General features: G+C 34.8%; 18 protein-coding genes. 7 read left to right on the forward strand and 11 right to left on the reverse strand.

Features of this window, described 5'->3' with window-relative positions; genetic code table 11:
* Positions 1 to 79: 79 nt before the first annotated feature.
* The 5 genes from H3T96_RS06870 to prfA all read right to left on the reverse strand — a co-directional run bounded on the left by H3T96_RS06870 (position 80) and on the right by prfA (position 7,456).
* Positions 80 to 2,758 (reverse strand): beta-N-acetylhexosaminidase, encoded by a 2,679-nt coding sequence (locus H3T96_RS06870; RefSeq protein ID WP_144091892.1) that lies wholly within the window; start codon positions 2,756 to 2,758, stop codon positions 80 to 82.
* A 9-nt stretch (positions 2,759 to 2,767) separates the two neighbouring features.
* Positions 2,768 to 4,183: an OprD family outer membrane porin gene (locus tag H3T96_RS06875; RefSeq protein ID WP_144091891.1), complete on the reverse strand. Its 1,416-nt coding sequence runs from the start codon at positions 4,181 to 4,183 to the stop codon at positions 2,768 to 2,770.
* A gap of 483 nt (positions 4,184 to 4,666) precedes the next feature.
* Positions 4,667 to 5,521: a 3-deoxy-8-phosphooctulonate synthase gene (gene kdsA, locus H3T96_RS06880; RefSeq protein ID WP_086308427.1), complete on the reverse strand. Its 855-nt coding sequence runs from the start codon at positions 5,519 to 5,521 to the stop codon at positions 4,667 to 4,669.
* 16 nt (positions 5,522 to 5,537) lie between these two features.
* Positions 5,538 to 6,374 (reverse strand): peptide chain release factor N(5)-glutamine methyltransferase, encoded by an 837-nt coding sequence (prmC, locus tag H3T96_RS06885; protein ID WP_039126859.1) that lies wholly within the window; start codon positions 6,372 to 6,374, stop codon positions 5,538 to 5,540.
* A complete protein-coding gene (prfA, locus tag H3T96_RS06890; protein ID WP_039126855.1) occupies positions 6,371 to 7,456 on the reverse strand; it encodes a peptide chain release factor 1 in 1,086 nt (361 codons plus the stop codon). The genes prmC and prfA overlap by 4 nt, the downstream gene beginning before the upstream one ends.
* A gap of 347 nt (positions 7,457 to 7,803) precedes the next feature.
* On the opposite strand from prfA, the gene H3T96_RS06895 reads away from it, so the two are divergent.
* The 3 genes from H3T96_RS06895 (at position 7,804) to H3T96_RS06905 (ending at position 12,086) form a co-directional block, all read left to right on the forward strand.
* A complete protein-coding gene (locus tag H3T96_RS06895) occupies positions 7,804 to 8,988 on the forward strand; it encodes a carbohydrate porin (protein WP_039126852.1) in 1,185 nt (394 codons plus the stop codon).
* A gap of 171 nt (positions 8,989 to 9,159) precedes the next feature.
* Entirely contained in the window at positions 9,160 to 10,347 is a 1,188-nt protein-coding gene (gene manA, locus H3T96_RS06900) for a mannose-6-phosphate isomerase, class I (RefSeq protein ID WP_144091890.1), read from the forward strand.
* Positions 10,348 to 11,357: 1,010 nt separating this feature from the next.
* Complete coding sequence (locus tag H3T96_RS06905) at positions 11,358 to 12,086, forward strand: GntR family transcriptional regulator (RefSeq protein WP_198248620.1); 729 nt, start codon at positions 11,358 to 11,360, stop codon at positions 12,084 to 12,086.
* Positions 12,087 to 12,186: 100 nt separating this feature from the next.
* On the opposite strand, the gene deoC is transcribed toward H3T96_RS06905, so the two are convergent.
* Positions 12,187 to 12,897 carry a deoxyribose-phosphate aldolase gene (gene deoC / locus H3T96_RS06910; protein WP_144091889.1) on the reverse strand — a complete coding sequence of 237 codons (711 nt, stop codon included), beginning with the start codon at positions 12,895 to 12,897 and terminating at the stop codon, positions 12,187 to 12,189.
* A 191-nt stretch (positions 12,898 to 13,088) separates the two neighbouring features.
* Here deoC and H3T96_RS06915 point away from each other — a divergent pair, with 191 nt between their 5' ends.
* Genes H3T96_RS06915 through H3T96_RS06930 form a run of 4 tightly spaced genes read left to right on the forward strand, consistent with a single transcriptional unit; the run spans position 13,089 to position 15,732 of the window.
* Positions 13,089 to 13,514, forward strand: coding sequence for a PTS sugar transporter subunit IIA (locus H3T96_RS06915; protein WP_144091888.1), 426 nt, complete (start codon positions 13,089 to 13,091; stop codon positions 13,512 to 13,514).
* A gap of 26 nt (positions 13,515 to 13,540) precedes the next feature.
* Positions 13,541 to 14,032, forward strand: a complete 492-nt coding sequence (locus tag H3T96_RS06920) for a PTS sugar transporter subunit IIB (RefSeq protein ID WP_025315142.1) — start codon at positions 13,541 to 13,543, stop codon at positions 14,030 to 14,032.
* Positions 14,033 to 14,056: 24 nt separating this feature from the next.
* Positions 14,057 to 14,890: a PTS sugar transporter subunit IIC gene (locus H3T96_RS06925; protein WP_186279243.1), complete on the forward strand. Its 834-nt coding sequence runs from the start codon at positions 14,057 to 14,059 to the stop codon at positions 14,888 to 14,890.
* A gap of 14 nt (positions 14,891 to 14,904) precedes the next feature.
* Entirely contained in the window at positions 14,905 to 15,732 is an 828-nt protein-coding gene (locus H3T96_RS06930) for a PTS system mannose/fructose/sorbose family transporter subunit IID (RefSeq protein WP_144091886.1), read from the forward strand.
* A gap of 358 nt (positions 15,733 to 16,090) precedes the next feature.
* Here the strand turns inward: H3T96_RS06930 and H3T96_RS06935 are convergent, their stop codons facing one another.
* From H3T96_RS06935 to H3T96_RS06955, 5 genes are read right to left on the reverse strand one after another with little or no spacing between them, the layout of a single operon-like run.
* Complete coding sequence (locus tag H3T96_RS06935; protein ID WP_144091885.1) at positions 16,091 to 16,975, reverse strand: putative type VI secretion system effector; 885 nt, start codon at positions 16,973 to 16,975, stop codon at positions 16,091 to 16,093.
* Positions 16,976 to 17,001: 26 nt separating this feature from the next.
* Positions 17,002 to 17,880: a putative type VI secretion system effector gene (locus tag H3T96_RS06940; RefSeq protein ID WP_144091884.1), complete on the reverse strand. Its 879-nt coding sequence runs from the start codon at positions 17,878 to 17,880 to the stop codon at positions 17,002 to 17,004.
* Between the two features lie 26 nt (positions 17,881 to 17,906).
* Positions 17,907 to 18,791 (reverse strand): putative type VI secretion system effector, encoded by an 885-nt coding sequence (locus H3T96_RS06945; protein ID WP_144091883.1) that lies wholly within the window; start codon positions 18,789 to 18,791, stop codon positions 17,907 to 17,909.
* A gap of 49 nt (positions 18,792 to 18,840) precedes the next feature.
* Positions 18,841 to 20,094 (reverse strand): type VI immunity family protein, encoded by a 1,254-nt coding sequence (locus H3T96_RS06950; protein WP_144091882.1) that lies wholly within the window; start codon positions 20,092 to 20,094, stop codon positions 18,841 to 18,843.
* Between the two features lie 18 nt (positions 20,095 to 20,112).
* The gene (locus tag H3T96_RS06955) at positions 20,113 to 21,366 is read right to left on the reverse strand and encodes a type VI immunity family protein (protein WP_144091881.1); all 1,254 of its coding nucleotides are present in this window, start codon (positions 21,364 to 21,366) and stop codon (positions 20,113 to 20,115) included.
* Position 21,367: the final 1 nt, after the last annotated feature.

Raw genomic sequence — 21,367 nt, forward strand, 5'->3', positions numbered from 1 at the left:
ATATTTTTAATCTATTTGTTTTATCGATTATTTATTCTTATCCGTTAAATAACGGATAAGAATAATGATTAATATTAATTTATTTCACAATTTCAATGCGACTGGTCCTTTGTTTATTTGGCGAGACGCTACGAATAATGACACTTTCACCTTTCTTAATGGCAGTAGGACCTTGATAGCGTTGCCACTGATTACCTTTATCAATTGAATATTCAATACTTAAACCAGGGAAGACGATGTTCGCGATCAATTTACCATTTTCAATCTTCGCACCCGGGACAGGTAGACGATAATTAATTGAAGCTGCATCTAATTTAGCTAATTCTCGTTGACCGATTAAATTGGCAAATTGATTCCAATCATTGAAAAGCTTTTGCTGATCAACATAATGGGTTTCGCCTTGTTGGAATTGGCGATCTTTTTGATAATTTGTCTCCCAATCGGCTTTATGCCATGCACGCTCTGCAACACTGAGCAATCGAGGGTAAGCCATGTAAGCCATTTTATCATCTGTGCGAATATTTTCAGTCCAAATTTGAGCGGATAATCCGTATGCGCCCGGCCAATTCATGGTGCCTTTTGCAGCAAATGCATCACCGTTACGATCATACGATGTTTCTGCATTTTGTGGTAAGTTATCAGGCGCAAAACTGAATATTTTGCGTTCATCATTGAAACGAGAAGCCCAATAGTAACCACTTTCTTTTGGATTAACTTCGTAAGGCATATCTAAATAGACATAATCAGGGTTAGATACAATAACTTTATAACCTTTATTGGCGTATTCATTTACTGAATCATATCCCCCCCAATACAAGCTATCCCAGAAATTGACAATCACTTCATCGGTGGCAAAAGATTTGGCATCGGTTGCGAATTTTACGCCATCTTGCCATACTTGCATGCGATTAATTCCGTTGTTTTTAATGATTTTACTCACTTCGACAGCAAAATGACTTGGTAGATGTTCAATGTTTTTAACAACCCCTTTGTTAACAAAGGCTTGGCAAGCTTGTGATTTTGCCCATGGATGATCTTCAATACTTTGATCAATTAAACCTTTACCCGTCTCTTTTTGAGCGGCATTAATATCTTGGTAACCATTACCAAAATGAATATTTTTCGCTTCATCACCACCAAAATGCCAAGTTGAAATTGGTTGTTTAGCTTCAGCATGCATTTTGGCTATTTCACTAATGACTTTATTCACAAATTTTTTCGAAGAATCTAAACACGGATTAAGATAACTTTGTCGATTATAAAATTGTACTGTGGTCGTATTTGATGTATCGGTTGGATCGACTAATCGATATTCATTAGCTTGTTGTTCTTGACCTTTATTCATTAGGCGTTGATATCTCACTTCCATCGACATAATCGCCGCTCTAGCATGTGCAGGCATATCTATTTCTGGGATGACTTCAATAAATCGAGCATTTGCATACTTCACTATTTCAATATAATCATTTCGAGTAAAGTATCCACTGCCACTATTGTTGCTATTTGGACCCGATCCGAGTTGTGGTAATAAGCATTTTGTCTCACTCAGATCATGACAGCGTTTGCTCCCAAATTCGGTCAATTCAGGTAAACCCGGAATTTCAATTCGCCAACCTTCATCGTCACTTAAATGGAAATGAAATTTATTCATTTTATATTTTGACATCGTATCAAGTAACTGTAATACCGCTTCTTTACTTTTAAAGTTTCGACCGGTATCTAACATCATTCCTCGATATTCAAATCGAGGAGCGTCCTCGGCTGAAAGTGTAGGTATAACTTGAGGGTTTTTGGCATGTATTACTGATAATATCGATTCTACACCATAAAAAATTCCGCTTTCATCAAAGGCTAAAATGGTTGCTCCTTGAGGCGTTATCTCTAATTTATAACTCCCTTTTACACCTTTTTTAAATGCACTTTTATCAATTGAAGCATTAATGTTAAAACCTTTACTGCTAACAGCAATCTCTAGTTTTCTAAAATGTTCTTCTAATACTGATTTACTCTCTTTTGATAAGTGATTAAGCACTAAATTAACGCCATTTTCATTTAGGATAATTGTCTCTTTACCAACAGTAAGTTTGGATGGAGTCGGTAAAATTTGCCCTTTTAACAACTCTTCGTTAATTTCTTGTATATCTTTGTTACGTTGATAACGATTTTCAGGCGTCATTAAAACATTATGATCATTTGGCGAGATTTTCCATTGTTCGCCTAATGGTTTTACAAATGCAGAGAGATTATCAGAATCGGTATCGGTATTGGCAATCACTTTTGGTTCAGCTTTTGATGAGGTCACATACCATCTAGGCATAACATCACTTTCACTGATTTGCCAATATTCACCAATGATCGGAATAGTCACAACAGCATTTGCGGGAATATTTTTGAATTTCTCCGTAGGTTCAAGCTTGTGTAGGTCACCGGTGACATGGGTAATTTTAAATTGATCATTGTTTACCGCTAAGATCATTCGAATATTATGAAAATAGATTGCCCAATCTTTGTCAGTAATCGCAGACCCTGTATTTTTAAGGGTTAAGGTCACTTTGTTACATGATGCCCAATCTGCACCCAATGCCGCACAATCTATTCCATGATTTACAGCATCATTATCCACGATTTGATAATTTAGACGTAATTGTGAACTCATGGTATCTACAATTTTTTGTGAAGCACTAGCAGATTGTGTTGCTCCCATACTTAATAATGTTGCTATGGATGTAGCAATAATAGCTGATTTAAACTTTTTCATGACGATTACCTATTTTTGTTTAGCATTGAAAACGGTGAAAGGTACAGTAACAATAAATTTGATATCGCGTTCATCTTGGAAGATATTGCCATATCCACCTCCCCAACTTGGGATATTGGTGTGATTGTTATATTTGGTAAAATGAAGTTGCAAAGAGGTATCTTTTATCCAACCATTTTGTACGGTATAACCTAAATCAAAGTTATAAGCTGATTCAATTAAACGTTTTTTCTGATTAAATTGTTTGTTTGTGCTTGGTTTTGCATCCCAACCATAAGCATAAGAAGCACCTGTTCTCCACCCTGTTAAGTAATTTGATAAGTCCCCTAAATCATAAGTGATTTCTGCAAATAGCGCTTTTTCACCATTGGCATTGAAGTCAGAGCGAGAATTCCACCAGATATCTAATCGACCATTTGAAGAAGCATAATCAGGCGTCATACGTTGCAAAAAGAATCCTTGCTCCCCTTCTGCTTTAACAACAACACCTTCGAGGCGTAAACCAACAGGCCCCATTTGATAACCTAAGGTAGCGGCCTGCAACCATGCTAAGCCATCATAAACATTTTTACCTTTGTGAGACTGATCTTTAGCGCCATAAAATTGGTAGCTCATAGTCAGTGGGTTATTAAATACATCTGTTTTATATGAGGCTTTACCAAAAAATTGGTTCATATAATTTTGTGCCTGCCCGAAAGCACTTTCTATCACAAAATCGTTTTTAAAGTCATATTTCAAACCAGCAGAATGGAGGTAATCAATTTTTTTCCCTTTTCCCCATTGTTTAAATTCATAAAGTCGTTTATACCAAGGTGCTTTATATTTATCTGTCCACATATAAGACATGGATAACGCACCCGCATCATCGAAATCAAGCAAAGTGCCGAATTCCACACCTCGATAAGTGCCCGGTAATAAACTCCAATGTGGAGCAAGTAACGTTTGACCTGAGGGTTGGATATATCCTGCTCTGAGCCAAAATTTATCGTCGAGTTTAAAATTAACTAATGCTTTATAAAAACTGAGTCCACTGACATCTTTTTTCCAATCTTCACCCCATCGAGTATTGGCGCCACTAAAACCGATTTCATTAGGATGTCCATTACCACCGTTACTCACTTCCCAAGCGCCATAACCGCCTAATTCAATCGCAAATCGATCAGCAATATAACCAGACTTGAAATCTAAATTTGTGTTAAATGATGAGTGCCTAAGGTTTTTTTCATATTTATGTTCGTCGATATTTTTTCTTTCACGATCACGGTTCCAGAAAAATACATTGCCAGTGAGTGACGAATCATCAACAAAATTACTTTCATAAGCAGCATAAACGGGTGTAACACTGGTTAACACGGTCAAAGATAGGATGAGTTTAGTCAAACAACTCAAAGAACGAGGAATGTTTAATCTATTATAGTGGTTCATAATTTATTTCCTTAAAACGATTCCATTTAATTTAAATAGCAATTCTTCGTTAGAAGATCTCGTTATTTAACTCAAAATTGAATCCATTTTTATTTTATACGTTTTTATTTTATACGTTTTTATTTTATACGTTTTTATTAACACTTTTAAAAAGCTTTGCTAAACCAAAAAAGAAGCTAAATGTCTATTTTTATAATGCATAAACATATTTTAGTTAGCAAATTAAATAATTTAAATTCGTGATCCTAATCACTAAAAAGATCTAATTTTGAATGATTTTAGTTGAAAAAAAGTTCACTTTTTTTATTTTAAAAAATAATAATGTATTGAGATAAAACAGGTTAAATAAATAATTTATACTATTATGATAGATTAAATTATCAACATGATTTTTGTTAAGGCGGGTTTGGAATGAAAGGCAAAAAAAGAGAAATGCCCAGCATTTCCCTTATCTTTAAAATTGAAATTTAATATAGAATTAGATTAACTTTCAGTATCAATTTCTTCGAAACTTTTTACGAGTTCATCAATCGCTTTCATCTGTTTTAAGAAAGGTTCCAGTTTCGCTAATGGCAATGCTGACGGACCATCACATTTTGCGTGATTTGGATCAGGATGTGATTCTAAAAATAGTCCAGCTATACCTACCGCCATACCTGAACGGGCAAGTTCAGTCACTTGACCTCGTCGTCCGCCAGAGGCTGCACCCATAGGGTCACGACATTGGAGTGCATGAGTGACATCAAAAATCACCGGTGAGCCTTTGCTGGCTTTTTTCATGATATTAAAACCAAGCATATCAACGACTAAATTGTCATAACCAAAACAGCTACCGCGATCACAAAGAATCACTTTGTTGTTACCCGCTTCTTCGAATTTTTCCACAATATTCCCCATTTGACCCGGGCTGACAAATTGTGGTTTTTTAACATTAATCACTGCACCTGTTTTTGCCATTGCAACCACTAGATCCGTTTGTCTGGCTAAAAAGGCAGGTAATTGAATGACATCAACCACATCAGCAACGGGTTGACATTGCTCTTCAGTGTGAACATCAGTAATGATTTTTATGCCAAACTGCTGTTTAAGTTCTTGGAAGATTTTTAACCCTTCTTCTAAGCCGGGTCCACGATACGAGTGAATTGATGATCGATTGGCTTTGTCAAAAGATGCTTTAAAAATATAAGGGATATTTAATTTATCCGTTACAGTGACATAATGTTCACAAATTTTCATAGCCAAATCACGTGATTCAAGTACGTTCATACCACCAAATAACACAAATGGTAGATCATTGGCTACGGTAATATCACCAACGTTTACTCTTTTTTGTTTCATCATAAAATTATCCTTGTTAAGGTTTAAACCAGCGACCGAGCGTAACCCTATCATTGCCACTATAGTCGGTGAAAGTTTCAACTAATTGAAATCCGTGTTGTTTAAAAATGGTCTGTACGGCTTCGCCTTGTTTCCAGCCATGTTCGATGAGTAGCCAGCCATATTGATTTAGATGTTTCGTTGCACCTTGAACAATCAATTTAATATCAGCTAAACCCTCATCTTCAGATACTAAGGCGCTTTTCGGTTCGAATCGAACATCGCCTTGTGATAGATGAATATCTGTGGGTTCGATATAAGGCGGATTACTGGTTATCATTGAGAATTTACGGTTTTTTATTGGTTTATACCAATCACCTTTTAAAAAATAGACGTTATTAACCCCAATCTGATTGGCATTTTTCTGAGCTAAATTTAAAGCATCATTATTTTTTTCAACGCCAGTAAATAAACAATCAGGACGTTCAGTTGCCATAGCAATAGCTATGGCACCGGTACCAGTACCAAGATCTAACACTTCACACGGTACTTTAGGTAAATATTCTAAACTAAGCTCAACCAATTTTTCAGTATCGGGTCTTGGAATTAACGTCGCGTTTGACACATTAAACTTCAAAGACCAAAATTCTTTTTCGCCCGTAATATAAGCGATAGGTTCACCGGCTTGGCGACGTTTCAAATTTCTATCTAAGGCAATTAGCTCATCATCGGTTAATTTGGTTTCGCTAAATGCCATTAAAAATGTGCGTGTTTTATGTGTGACAAAACTTAATAAAATTTCGGCATCACGCTTAGGACTTTCACTATCAATTAATGTTTGTGAAGCGCCCTTAAGCCATTCTAAATATGTCATTCATCCTGTTCCGATAAAGCTGCAAGTTGGTCTGCTTGATATTCTTGTACAATTGGATCGATTAACATTTCTAGTTTACCTTCCATTACTTCGTCTAAGCGATAGATAGTCAGGTTGATTCGATGATCGGTCACTCGCCCTTGTGGATAGTTATAAGTTCTAATTCTATCTGAGCGATCGCCAGAACCTAAAAGATTACGCCGAGTTGACGCTTCTTCTTGTTGACGTTTACGTATTTCAGCATCCTGAATACGAGCAGCCAATACAGACATGGCTTTGGCTTTATTTTTATGTTGTGAACGTTCATCTTGACACTCAACAACAATTCCCGTTGGCAAGTGGGTAATACGAATAGCTGAATCGGTAGTATTAACGTGCTGCCCACCCGCACCCGATGAACGATAAGTATCGATTTTTAAATCGGCTGGATTGATTTCAGGCATTTCCGCTTCAGGGATTTCTGGTAATACAGCAACAGTACACGCAGAAGTATGAATACGTCCTTGAGACTCTGTTTCAGGTACACGTTGAACGCGATGACCACCCGATTCAAATTTTAAGTTACCGTAGACGCCATCGCCACTAATTAGCATAATCACTTCTTTATAGCCACCATGCTCACCCTCATTCGAGCTCATTATTTCAACTCGCCAACGACGTGATTCAGCATAACGGGTATACATTCTAGCTAAATCACCCGCAAAAATCGCCGCTTCATCTCCGCCGGTTCCTGCGCGAACTTCGACAAAACAGTTATAATCATCATTCGGATCTTTTGGTAATAATAATACCTGTAACTGTCTTTCTTGTTCTTCCACTTGTCCTAATGCTTCATTCAGTTCTTCTTGAGCCATTTCACTCATTTCTGGATCAGAAAGCATCATTTTAGCGGTTTCAATATTTTCTTGAGTTTGCTTCCAGCTAGCAAAACACTTCACTACACCACCTAATTGTGCATATTCTTTAGAAAGTGTGCGAAAGCGATTTTGATCGGCGATTACCGAAGGGTCAGATAATAATGCTTGAACTTCTTCATAACGTTCTTGCAATGTTTCTAACTTACTGATAATTGAAGATTTCATAAATATATAACTTTAACTTAAATTAATAGGATATGCTTAACATTATATACTTAATCACTCGTAAAATATAGCTTAGGCTCATCTTCGTATAGCTTGAACATTTTTGTTAACCTCAAAATTAAGAATCTGCGATAAATTAAAATTAAAAATGTTACACCTGTCACATAAATAGATTTTTGAAGTTTGAAAAATACTCATCAGCCTATAACATCATAAATGTAAACGATATCATTTATTATTTTTTAAGTAGTTACATAAATAATAATTGACATTACTTTTCAATATAATGTTATCGCATACATCCTACAAACAATGAAATAATATAAAACGGTTGAGGGGTTAGTTTTATGAAAAAAATAGTTATATTCAGTTTAATAGGGTTGAGTTCAATGGCCAATGCTGCAATTGAGTGGGATACCCCACAAGGCAAACTTAAACTCTATGGCGATGTTGAAATAAATGTTGATGCTGCAAGTAGCAAGCAACAACTTAGCTCACTAAAAGAAAGTGCCGAGAAAAAAAATAAACCTGCTGATAAAGATCGCTGGGATATTAATGGTCGAATTTTGATAGGTTTAGATGGGTATCGCGAAATAAATGGTCATAATTTTGCGGGTTTTGTGGTACAACCACTGGCTGATCTGGGTGGAGATATGAATTTGGATGATGCGGCTTTTTATTTTGGACAAAAACAAGAATGGAGCATCAAAGTAGGACGTTACGAAGCCTATGATATGTTTCCTCTTGGTCAAGATACTTTTATTGAATATTCAGGCAATACGGCTAATGATATCTATGAAGATGGTTTTGGCTATATTTATATGATGAAAGAAGGTCGCGGACGCAGTAAAAACGGTGGTAGCATCCAATTAAATAAGCCTTTTTTGAATAATTTCAATTTAGAAGTCAATGCGTTAGTCAATAACGGCGAAAAAATGTTTAATAAATCGACCTATCACGGCTATGACATTGAGAAAAAGAAAAATGTAGTATATGTTCGCCCCGTTTTATCTTGGAAAAATAATAGTTTCTCAACCGCCATCGCAGCTGAAACCAATGTGGTAAAAAACGCGTATGGGTATTACGACAAAAATGGTAAATTCCGCGATCAATCACAGCGTACTGGTTATGGCGCAACTTTTTCTTGGAACAGTGAAGGTGATTGGGGGGCGGAAAACAAAGGTCTCAAAATCAATACCAGCTTTGCTTATATGAGTGCCAAAGATGAAAATGACATGACCATCGGTGCCGATATCATCTGGGAAAAAGTTGGGCTAGGTTACTACTATGCCAACAATAATATTAAAAAATTTAATCCAGAAAATAAAATTAAAGATGGGCATATTAATAGCAAAGGCAAATATAAAATTCACACCGTTAATGCCTCTTATTTGATTGATAATGTATTGGATATGGATAATTTTAATATTTATTTAGGTGCTTATTGGTCATTATTAGATAGAAATAAATCACATGGTGATAATACTGATGATCGATACGGTGCTCGTATAAGATTTAAATATTTTTATTAATTAATTACCAGTAATGCAAAGCGAACAGTAATATGACTTCTAAAACAAACCAATTTATTGCAATATATTGGTTTGTTTTTAGGTTATGCATTGATGATTACTAAGAGTATAGTAGCCTATAACAAGTATTAAATAGTATGGATATAACTGAAAAACTAGAGGATTAAATTTATGCACCAAACCATATGGAAACTTGAAAATAGTGTTAAAAATTACGATTGGGGAAGTATTGAGGATATACCTAGATTGTTTGCTATCAAAAATCCAACGAAAAAACCCATTGCTGAAATCTGGATGGGCGCTCACCCAATGGGATGTTCATTGGCTATCGATAATCATCATAAAAAAATCAGACTTGATGATCTTATTAAAAAACATCCTTTAGAAACGTTAGGTGCTAAAACTTATCAACAATATTCTGCTCTTCCCTACTTATTTAAAGTACTATCAGCAAATAAAGCATTATCGATACAAGTACACCCAACTAAGTTAAATGCCGAACAAGGTTTTGCAAAAGAGAATCAATTAGGTATCGCTTTAGATGATCCTAAGCGCAATTATAAAGATCCTAACCACAAACCAGAGCTGATTTATGCTCTAACGCCATTTAAGGCCCTGCGCTCTTTTCGCCCTATTACTGAAATTTTGCAGTTGTTTAAGGAAATTAATGTTACGGCATTAAGCAATGAACTTGAACAATTGCAAAATTATGCAAATGAACAACAATTAAAGCTGTTTTTTCAGGCATTGCTAACACTATCTCCAGAAAGAAAAGAGCAAGCGATTAACCAATTGTTAACTAATATTGAACCGTTTTCAAACGAGCCTTATTTAACCATTAAAACTCTTGCTAAGGATTACCCAAATGATATTGGGGTATTTATGCCATTAATCTTAAATGTTATTGAACTGCAACCAACGCAAGCCATGTTTTTATCCGCTCAAACACCGCATGCTTATTTAAGTGGTACTGGACTTGAAGTGATGGCAAGCTCGGATAATGTATTACGGGCAGGTTTGACCAATAAGCATTTAGATGTCGATGAATTATTGAAAAATACCCAGTTTAATAGCCTTAGTTTAGATAAGTTATTAACTTCGCCTGTTATTCATCAAAATAAAATTGATTTTCCTATTCCTGTTGATGATTTTAAGTTTGAAATTATTGAAAGTGATAATCAAGCAAGAGATGAAAAGGTAACCAGTCCGCAAATACTATTTTGCATTGAGGGCAATATCACTTTAACATCAAAATCGGTAACACTGACACTGATTAAAGGTGAATCAGCTTTTGTCGCCTATAATACAAGAATTTATCATTATCAAGGTCAAGGCGTATTAGCAAAAGTTTCAAATTAAATAAAAGATATACTTATTTTTTATACTCAAACGTATGGTTAACCTGAAACTTTTTGACAGATTTAGCGACTTAATTATTATTAAATCGTGTCATAAATTATCATTATTCAAAAAGTTTCAGATTTTGTTGCTTATGATATTTAACGCATTAGCCATCAAATCTTAAGTGTGTTAACTAACGTTTCGAATCAATAAATCGATTCTCTTTTTTATACTCAAACGTATGGTTAACCTGAAACTTTTTGACAGATTTAGCGACTTAATTATTATTAAATAGTGTTATAAATTATCATTATTCAAAAAGTTTCAGATTTTGTTGCTTATGTCATTTAACGCATTAGCCATCAAATCTTAAGTGTGTTAACTAACGTTTCGAATCAATAAATCGATTCTCTTTTTTATACTCAAACGTATAGTTAACCTGAAACTTTTTGACAAATTTAGCGACTTAATTATCATTAAATCGTGTCATAAATTATCATGATTCAAAAGGTTTCAGATTTTGTCGCTTATGACATTTAATGCATTAGCCATCAAATCTTGAGTGTTCTAACCAACGTTTCGAATCAATTAATCGATTCTCTTTTTATACTCAAACATATGGTTAACCTGAAACTTTTTGACAGATTTAGCGACTTAATTATTATTAAATCGTGTCATAAATTATCATTATTCAAAAAGTTTCAGATTTTGTTGCTTATGATATTTAACGCATTAGCCATCAAATCTTAAGTGTGTTAACTAACGTTTCGAATCAATAAATCGCTTCTCTTTTTTATACTCAAACGTATGGTTAACCTGAAACTTTTTGACAGATTTAGCGAATTTATTATCGTTAAATCGTGTCACGGACTTTTCGTGTTAGCCAAGAATAATGAACCATTAGCATCATCAAACAATCTTTTATTACTCTTTTTCAACAATAAACCGAAGATAATTATGATAATAATTTTACATAATAAAATCTTTCGACTAATATGTAGCAACATAACAAATAAACTACTATCATTATGAATCATATTAATAAAATGCCACGTCATTTGACTATTCAACAAGATCTATTAAAAAAAATACAGTCAGGTGTCTATCCACAAGGGCAGTTAATACCGAAAGAATGTGAACTTACTGAAATCTATCAAGTCAGTAGACCAACCGTGCGTCAAGCAATTCAGCAATTAGTTAATGATGGTTACCTTGAACGTCGAAAACGCCGAGGCACGATTGTTAAACAACAGAAGATCAGTCAAGAATTCACCCACATTATTGAAAGTTATGATTCCGAGATGAATCGGAAAGGACTTCATCCTAAAACTAAAGTACTTACATTTAAGCTGGATAAAGCTAATGCTGATATTGCCAATAATTTGCAGATAAATGAGTATGAAGATGTCTACAAGCTCGTTCGCCTGCGCTATGCAGAAAGTAAACCTGTGGTATTAGTTACCACTTATTTGCCCGCCAAACTTTTACCTAATTTCATCAATAATGATTTTACTCAGGAAAAACTGTATTCAGTATTACAAAAGATGGACTTTCCTATTTTACAGATTCGTCGCAAACTTGAAGTATTAAAAGCCGACGAAACCACAAGTGATCTATTGGATATAGAAACAGGCGATCCGATTTTTTATTTCCATTCCATTGCTTTCACTCACGATCGGATCCCCATTGAGTACTCAATTTCCAAATACCGTGGTGATATTAACTCTTTTGTATTTGAACTAAATCATGCAAGTTAACTCACATTTAACAAATTAATGCAAAAAAATTATCCTCGCAATTTAGTTATTTGCGAGGATAATCAGCATCAAGATAGATAGTATTTAAATAAATTGATGATTAAAGTTCGATAGTATCTTTATTACTTGCTACTAACTCCTGTTTTAGCTCATCAATAATAGCTATGCCAGAACTGGTACCAATTCGTTGTGCACCTGCTGCAATCATTTTTTTGAAACTATCGGCACTGCGTATTCCACCAGCAGCTTTAACTTTAACTGCATCACCTACCTGATTTTTCATTAATTTAACATCCTCGACAGTAGCGCCTGAAGTGCCAAATCCAGTAGAAGTTTTTATAAAATCAGGTTTAACTTTAACCGCAATTTTACAAAGTGCGATCTTCTCTTCATCGGTTAAATAACAGTTTTCAAAAATAACTTTCGATACCACATTATGTTGTCGACAAATTTTAACTATTTGCGTCATTTCATCTTCAATATAGTGTAAATTTCCAGCTTTTAACTCGGAGATATTAATTACATAATCAATTTCGGTTGCACCATTTTCAATAGCATTTTGAGTTTCAAAACATTTCGAAGCAATAGTCGTTTGCCCTAAAGGAAAAGCGATGGCTGCACCGATATCAACCCCCGTTCCTTTCAATAACTGTGCACAAAGCTGCGACTGAACCTGATTGATTGCCACCATTTTAAAATGATAATTTTTTGCTTCCTGACATAATTTTTCCATCATGGCTGTGGTCGCATCAGGTTTTAAGTTAGTGTGATCAATAAGTTGGCTTAATTGTATCAAAGAATATTTATTCATAATTCCACCTTTTTATTTATATATGTAAAAACATATATTAAAAACATTAACAGTATTGTCAATAATAATAGCCTTGAAAATGTGATAGATATCTCACATTTCAAAAAATAAAACATAATTTATTTGTTATAAAAAAATCAATATGTAAATATATATTTAATAAAAGTGGTTTTAATGGAGGGTGAAAAATAATGAAAATAGTGATCACTTCACATGGAGATTTATGTGAAGGCATTTTAATAAGCTATGCAATGATTGCTGGGGATACATCACATTTTACGGTAGTGAAACTTGATGAGAAAGGGATTAGTGACTTTTCAGTAAGATTAAATAACGTTCTAGATAGTTTACTAACATCAAATGAATTTGTCATTGTGTTAAGTGACATTATGGGGGGAACCCCCTATAACGAAACATTTCGTTACCTGCTCGCTAACCCTGATAAAAAAGTATTTTTAATCTCAGGATTAAATTTACCGATGTTGATTCAAGCAGGTACCGCATCTGAAGATGTATCAGATATTCACGCATTACTTGATTCAATTTTGCAAGCAGGTCAAGACGCTATTTCACTTGCACCAACAGCAATAACGAACAATGACGATTTGGATTTTTAAAAGTTAAATGATAGGAGTAAATAGTTATGGCAATCACATTAACCAGAGTGGATGATCGGGTGATTCATGGGCAAATAATGACCCGTTGGACAAAAGTAAGACCCGTCGATGGCATCTTAGTTGTTGGCGATAATATTGCCGCAGATGACTTACGAAAACGTGTACTAAAAGCGGCGGCGGGCAACTTAAAAATAGGCATTTATACCGTTGCTCAAGGAGTAGAAAAAATCCAGCAAGGCATGGAATCGGCTAAGAATTTTTTTTTAATAAGTGATTCACCTCAAACGTTTGAAAAACTCCTTAAAGCTGGAGCAAAACTCAATCCAGTACTTAATATCGGTTGTATGAATACCAGACCGGATACCAAAGTGTTAGGGCGAACGGTTGCCATTGATGATAAAGACTATCAAGCTTTTGATTATATCGAAAGTCAAGGTATCACCATTGAATTTCAGTTGCTACCCGATGATGAACCGAAAAGCTGGTCAGTTATGAAGAAAAAATATGACACCTTATAGTTTTCAATAATTGAGGAAAACATCATGGAAACACTATTTATCCCAGCCTTGCTTACAGGTATATTCTGTTACTTAGGAGCGATTGAATCACCTTGGTTATTTGGTATGTCAGGAGGATTTTATGTTGTTGGACGTCCTTTGGTTGCAGGTCTTTTAGTTGGTTTAGCCTTTAATGACGTTCAAGCGGGAGTTGCTTGTGGTTTAGCCGTTCAAGCTGTTTTTATTGCCAACTTATCAACAGGTGGCGCAACCAACAGTGAAATTACTTATGCGGCTTATGGCGGTATTGGTCTAGCATTAGCAACGACTAAAGAGCCTGCGGTAGCTGTGACCTTGTCAGTATTTTTAGGGCAAACATTTGGTTTAATCTTCTATAATACGCGAATGGCAGTCTATTCGTTTTGGAATAATAGAGCACAGCAAGCTGCTGAACACAATGATACACGGGGTATCGTTCTTAATCATCTATTCTTTCCACAAATTACTACATTTTTATTAAGAGCAGTGCCAATATTTTTGGCGATCTTTTACGGTTCAGGTTTAGTTGATTGGTTATTAAATCATGTACCAGAAGTAATAACAAAAATCATCTCAGTATTAGGCGGTGTATTACCTGCATTAGGTATTGCAATGCTAATGAATATTGTCATTAAATCAAAGATTCAGCTTATCTTTTTCTTTGCAGGCTTTGTACTACTAGCGTTCGCTGGATTAAGTATGGTTGCGTTAGTATTTATTTCCGCTTTAGTAGCCTATTTATACTATATGGCAATCAATAAACCCGCTACATTAGCAATCAAAGAATCAAATAATTCGACCTCAAATTCTGATGTATTTGAAGATGATGATCTATTTTGATAGGAGAATTAACAATGGATAAAACAATTAATAACCAATCAAAATTGACTAAAAAAGAGTTATGTCAAATTTGGTATCGATGGGGTTTTACACATCTATCTTCAATGAGCTATGAAAAATTACAAGCTCACGCTTGGGCGTTTTCTTATATTCCATTTGCCGAAAAATATTACAAACATGATCCCGAAGCAAAACGCCGTTTATTAACCAGACATTCAATGTTTTACAATACCGAACCGCAAACAGGACAAATCATCAATGGTATTGTCGCCTCAATGGAAGAAGAGATAGCTTTAGGTCACAACGTTCCTGAAGAGTTACCGGTTAATATCAAAGCAACGTTAATGGGACCATTAGCGGGAATTGGTGATTCATTAATTCAAGGCATCATTGTTCCTATTTTGTTATCCATCGCAATGGGTATGGCAGCAGGAGGAAATGCTATAGGTCCAATCTTCTATATTTTATCATATGGTATTTTAGGACCATTGATTTCTTACATTAGCTTCCATTACGGTTATAAACTTGGTGTAAATGCCATTGATAATATTATTGGTGATAATATAAAACGCATTACAGATGCCTTTAATGTTCTTGGTATTATGGTGGTGGGAGGACTTGCCGCAGGGAATATTGTGCTTAATTCAGAACTAGAAATTCCGATGGGTGAAAGCATGCGTTCATTACAAAGTGTACTGGATGGTATATTCCCTAAAATTCTACCATTAACTATGGTATTACTGGCTTGGTGGCTCGTGTCAGCCAAACAGATGAGCGCGACCAAAGTCATTTTGATCCTAACGGCCATTACTTCTGTGGGTGTCGTGATTGGTATATTTTAGTTCAATTAATTCTAAATTGAGTGATGAATAAACGCTTTCATTACAACCATCTCATATAAATTAAGGGAATTACGACTGATTCCCTTAGCTACTTCTGATTATATAAAAAATGTGTGAAAAACGTCCTAAATAATTATTTTGAGCGTTCATAATTGAATCGCTCAAAGTATTATAGGAATATTTAAGAAAGAATAAACTATTAGATAACTGTTTACCAACCTTAGGGATATACTAAGGAAAGAAATTAACGCTTTAAACAACAAGGGTTAGTTAATGACACCAAGATCTATCTTCAATTTCTTTCTGGATTTTATAAAAGTCTTTATGCTCATAATTCCATTCACAATAATTATTATTTTTAGTAATAAAATAGATAATTATCATTCGTCCATGTTAATAAAATAATTTTAGGTTTGAGAGAATTCGATTGATATGTTCCTTGTCGTTTTAATCTTCGTACTTTTCTGTTAGTTTTTTTTCTTAAATCAATCCTTGTTAGTTTTTCTAGGTTTAGTGCTTTAAATATCTGTTCAGCAATTTTGACTTTAGTTGTCAAACTGTCTTTTATTGCCATATATAAAGCTAAAGTTGTAAGACTACCGAAAAAAAATGTGAGTACTGAAATATATTCTGTATATTCTTCATCTAATGTCAATACACTATCCAAGTCATTATAATGTATATAGAAACCAGTCATTACTAGCGATATTATCAATAAAGTAATAATAGCTCGGGGAAAAGTATAAAAGAAATAGGCCCAGCGCCCTCTAAAACAGTTTGGACAGACACTGATTATTCGTTCGTCTGGCTTTGCAATGGCATACAGTTCGTAGTGGTCGTTTTGCCATTCAACTACTACTTCAACTTCATCACCTGCTTCAAACGGGCAATCACCTACCCAACCTCGATAAATCTCATTATTAATTTGTACATTGACAAAAGTTGCTTTACGCGATGGCGGTTCAACATATGCCCCCCCAGTCAAACCATATTGACCACGAAATATACCAAGAATTGCGCCTATTTTTGCCCCTTCGCGCATTTTTTGTATACTCTTTTTTACATGCTCATAAGATTCAATTTCAAATCCATGCTCTTCTACTTCTTTATCAATTCGCTCTATCCTGCCTCGAATTGCAATAAATTCATTGCCCCAACAGGGTAAAACGGGTTTCGTTGGCTGATGACGCCAAGATCTATTTTCAACTTCTTTTTGAATTTTATAAAAGTCTTTTATGCTCATAATTCCATTCACAATAATTATTATTTTTAGTAATAAAATAGATAATTATCATTCGTCCATGTTAATAAAATAATTTTAGGTTTGAGAGAATTCGATTGATATGTTCCTTGTCGTTTTAATCTTCGTACTTTTCTGTTAGTTTTTTTCCTTAAATCAATCCTTGTTAGTTTTTCTAGGTTCAGTGCTTTAAATATCTGTTCAGCAATTTTGACTTTTGTTGTTAAACTGTCTTTTATTGCCATATATAAACCTAAAATAGCAATGAAACCCATATTATATGCTATAACCAATACCCTATTCAGAAAAGATTTGTTCAATGATAATAATTCATCAATACTATTAGACATGAAAAAGGTTATCACAAGAAGAGATATAAACCATATAATTATTGTACGAGGAAAAGTGTAAAAGAAATAGGCCCATCGCCCTCTAAAACAGTTTGGACAGACACTGATTATTCGTTCGTCTGGTTTTGCAATGGCATACAATTCGTAGTGGTCGTTTTGCCATTCAACTACTACTTCAACTTCATCACCAGCTTCAAACGGGCAATCACCCACCCAACCTCGATAAATCTCATTATTAATCTGTATATTGACAAAATTAGCTTTAATACGAGCTGGTTCAACATATGCACCGCCCGTCAAACCATATTGACCACGTAATGTACCAAGAATTGCGCCTATTTTTGCCCCTTCGTGCATTTTTTGAATACTCTTTTTTACATGCTCATAAGACTCAATTTCAAATCCTGCTTTTTCTACTTCTTTATCAATTCGCTCTATCTTGCCTCGAATTGCAATAAATTCATTGCCCAAACAAGGTAAGACAGGTTTCGTTGGCTGATGACGCCAAGATCTATCTTCAACTTCTTTTTGAATTTTATAAAAGGTTTTTATGCTCATAATTTCATTCACAATAATTATTATTTTTAATAATAAAATAGATAATTATCATTCATCCATGTTAATAAAATAATTTTAGGTTTGAGAGAATTTAATTGATATGTTCCTTGTCGTTTTAGTCTTCGTACTTTTCTGTTAGTTTTTTTCCTTAAATCAATCCTTGTTAGTTTTTCTAGGTTTAGTGCTTTAAATATTTGTTCAGCAATTTTGACTTTTGTTGTTAAACTGTCTTTTATTGCCATATATAAACCTAAAGTTGTAACACTACCGAAAAAAAATGTGGAAAATGAAATGTATCTTTTATATTCTTTATTTAATGTCAATACGCTATCCAAGTCATTATAGTGTATATAGAAGCCAGTCATTACTAGCGATATTATTAATAAAGTAATAATAGCTCGGGGAAAAGTATAAAAGAAATAGGCCCAGCGCCCTCTAAAACAGTTTGGACAGACACTGATTATTCGTTCGTCTGGCTTTGCAATGGCATACAGTTCGTAGTGGTCGTTTTGCCATTCAACTACTACTTCAACTTCATCTCCTGCTTCAAACGGGCAATCACCTACCCAACCTCGATAAATCTCATTATTAATCTGTACATTGACAAAATTAGCTTTACGCGAAAGAGGCTCAACATATGCACCGCCCGTCAAACCATATTGACCACGTAATGTACCAAGAATTGCGCCTATTTTTGCCCCTTCGTGCATTTTTTGAATACTCTTTTTTACATGCTCATAAGACTCAATTTCAAATCCTGCTTTTTCTACTTCTTTATCAATTCGCTCTATCTTGCCTCGAATTGCAATAAATTCATTGCCCAAACAAGGTAAGACAGGTTTCGTTGGCTGATGACGCCAAGATCTATTTTCAACTTCTTTCTGGATTTTATAAAAGTCTTTTATGCTCATAGGTTGTATCTCTTTTAATTTAGTATCTCCTTAACTGCTCTATTTTGGGTTAATCACGATAGACATTTCCACCATCTTCCCGACGTAACAGTTGCCAAGTTACATCGTTATAGACTTGTTGCGTTTCACTATCAATAAATGGCTCAACTTTATGACCTTGGATTAACTCTCGATACTCAATCTTGCCATTGATCTGGGCAGAATAAACACCCGTATGTGGGCATAATTGACCAGTTTGTATGCTAATTCGAACCTTTGAATCCATATTAATAACTTTCGCTGATTGTGGCTCATGACTTACGGTTATATCCGTTGCTTCGACATCATCAAACCGACATTGCCACTCTTTTGAGGTTCGATTATTAAAACGAATTTCACCGTTTATTGAACCAAAACCTAATGAGCCAAGCTTTGGTGCTCGTGCGGGTTTTAATAAAGCATTAACATTGACATAGTGCTTAGGATAGGGGTTTCTTGCTACATCACCGAGTTCAGGAACCTCACCTGCCCGAACAACCACGCCTCCTGCGTAAGGATAAAAACGGATCTCGTTATCACTATTACGCTCTTTTAACGCTTCAAGACTGCCTAATTTATCGGTTATAAGTTGGTCACTGAGTATGGTTAACCAGTTGATACATTTAAAACCCTCTCTAAAGTTCTTATCGGCTTCAACATTAGAAATATCTAAACCCAAAAACTGATGCGCCAGTTCATATTCTAAATATTGATAATCATAATACTCATGACTATGCTGAATGCCTAATCCAAAAAATCCATTCATTGGCTGTAATATTTCGCAGATTTGTTGATTTAACGCTATTAATTGCTCTACGCCAAACTCTTTAAGTTCGGATATAGGTAAATAGAGTTGAACATAACTTATATACTGATGTAATTTTTCATGCCACTCTGGTTCTGAAAAGGTTTCGATAAAATATTCTGGAACAAATTCCATATTATCAACGTTACTCCAATAAAAATTCAACACATCTAATGCATAATTATTAATTAGATCTTGCTTTTTATCTATACTGAATTTTTGATAAGGATGCAGTTGGTTGGCGTCTCCGTCAAAAAAACCAAACTTTAGCTTATCACCCCAATATTTATCATATAGAGCCAAAACCTGACCGATTGCTTGGCGCTTTTCAGGTAGATAACCTTGGTCTAAATAATAACACCCTACCAAGCCTGTTTTTATTGCATCTTCAATATTATTCGGATCTAAATAATGACCATAGGTAAATCTGTTATAGTTTTCTTGATATTCATCTAATAATTTTTGTAATTTATTTTTCATTCACTGCTCAGCCTTGGGTTAATCACGATAGACATTTCCACCATCTTCCCGACGTAACAGTTGCCAAGTTACATCGTTATAGACTTGTTGCGTTTCACTATCAATAAATGGCTCAACTTTATGACCTTGGATTAACTCCCGATACTCAATCTTGCCATTGATTTTGGCAGAATAAACGCCCGTATGTGGGCATAATTGACCGGTTTGAATGCTAATTCGAACCTTTGAATCCATATTAATAATCTGCGCTGATTGTGGTTCATGACTTACTGTAGTATCCGTTGCTTCTACATCATCAAACCGACATTGCCACTCTTTTGAGGTTCGTTTGTTAAAACGAATTTCACCGTTTATTGAACCCAAACCTAGTGAAAGAATTTCTGGTGCTCGGGCGGGTTTTAATAAAGCATTAACATTAACATAGTGCTTAGGATAGGGGTTGCTTGCTACATCACCGAGCTCAGGCACTTCACCTGCCCGAACAACCACGCCTCCTGCGTAAGGATAAAAACGGATCTGGTTATCACTATTACGCTCTTTTAGCGCCTCAAGACTGCCTAATTTATCGGTTATAAGTTGGTCACTGAGTATGGTTAACCAGTTGATACACTTAAAACCTTCTCTAAGGCGCTTATCAGCTTGAACATTAGAAATGTCTAAACCCAAAAACTGATGTGCCAGTTCATACTCTAAATATTGATAATCGTAATACTCATGACTATGCTGGATACCCAATCCAAAAAATCCATTCATTGGCTGTAATATTTCGCTGATCTGTTGATTTAACGCTATTAACTGCTCTACGCCAAACTCTTTAAGTTCTGATATGGGTAAATAGAATTGAACATAACTTATTTCTTGATGTACCTTCTCATACCATTCTGCTCTTGAATAGGCATTGCATAAATATCCTGGAACGAACTCTAAATCATCAACATTACTCCAATAAAAACAAATATTATCTGTTCCTGCTAGATTAATTTGATTAATTTTTTCATGTAATGTTGTTTGCGTATAAGAAATTAGATTATTTGGTTCACCGTCAATATATCCAAACTTTAGTTTATCGCCCCAATATTTATCATATAGTGCCAAAACCTGACCGATTGCTTGACGCTTTTCGGGTAGATAACCCTGATCTAAGTAATAACACCCTACCAAACCTGTTTTTATTGCATCTTCAATATTATTGGGATCTAAATAATGACCATAGGTAAATCTGTTATAGTTTTCCTGATATTCATCTAATAACTTTTGTAATTTATTTTTCATT

Origin of the sequence: Gilliamella sp. W8136, from assembly GCF_016101285.1 — a bacterium.
GTDB classification, from domain to species: domain Bacteria; phylum Pseudomonadota; class Gammaproteobacteria; order Enterobacterales; family Orbaceae; genus Gilliamella; species Gilliamella apicola_N.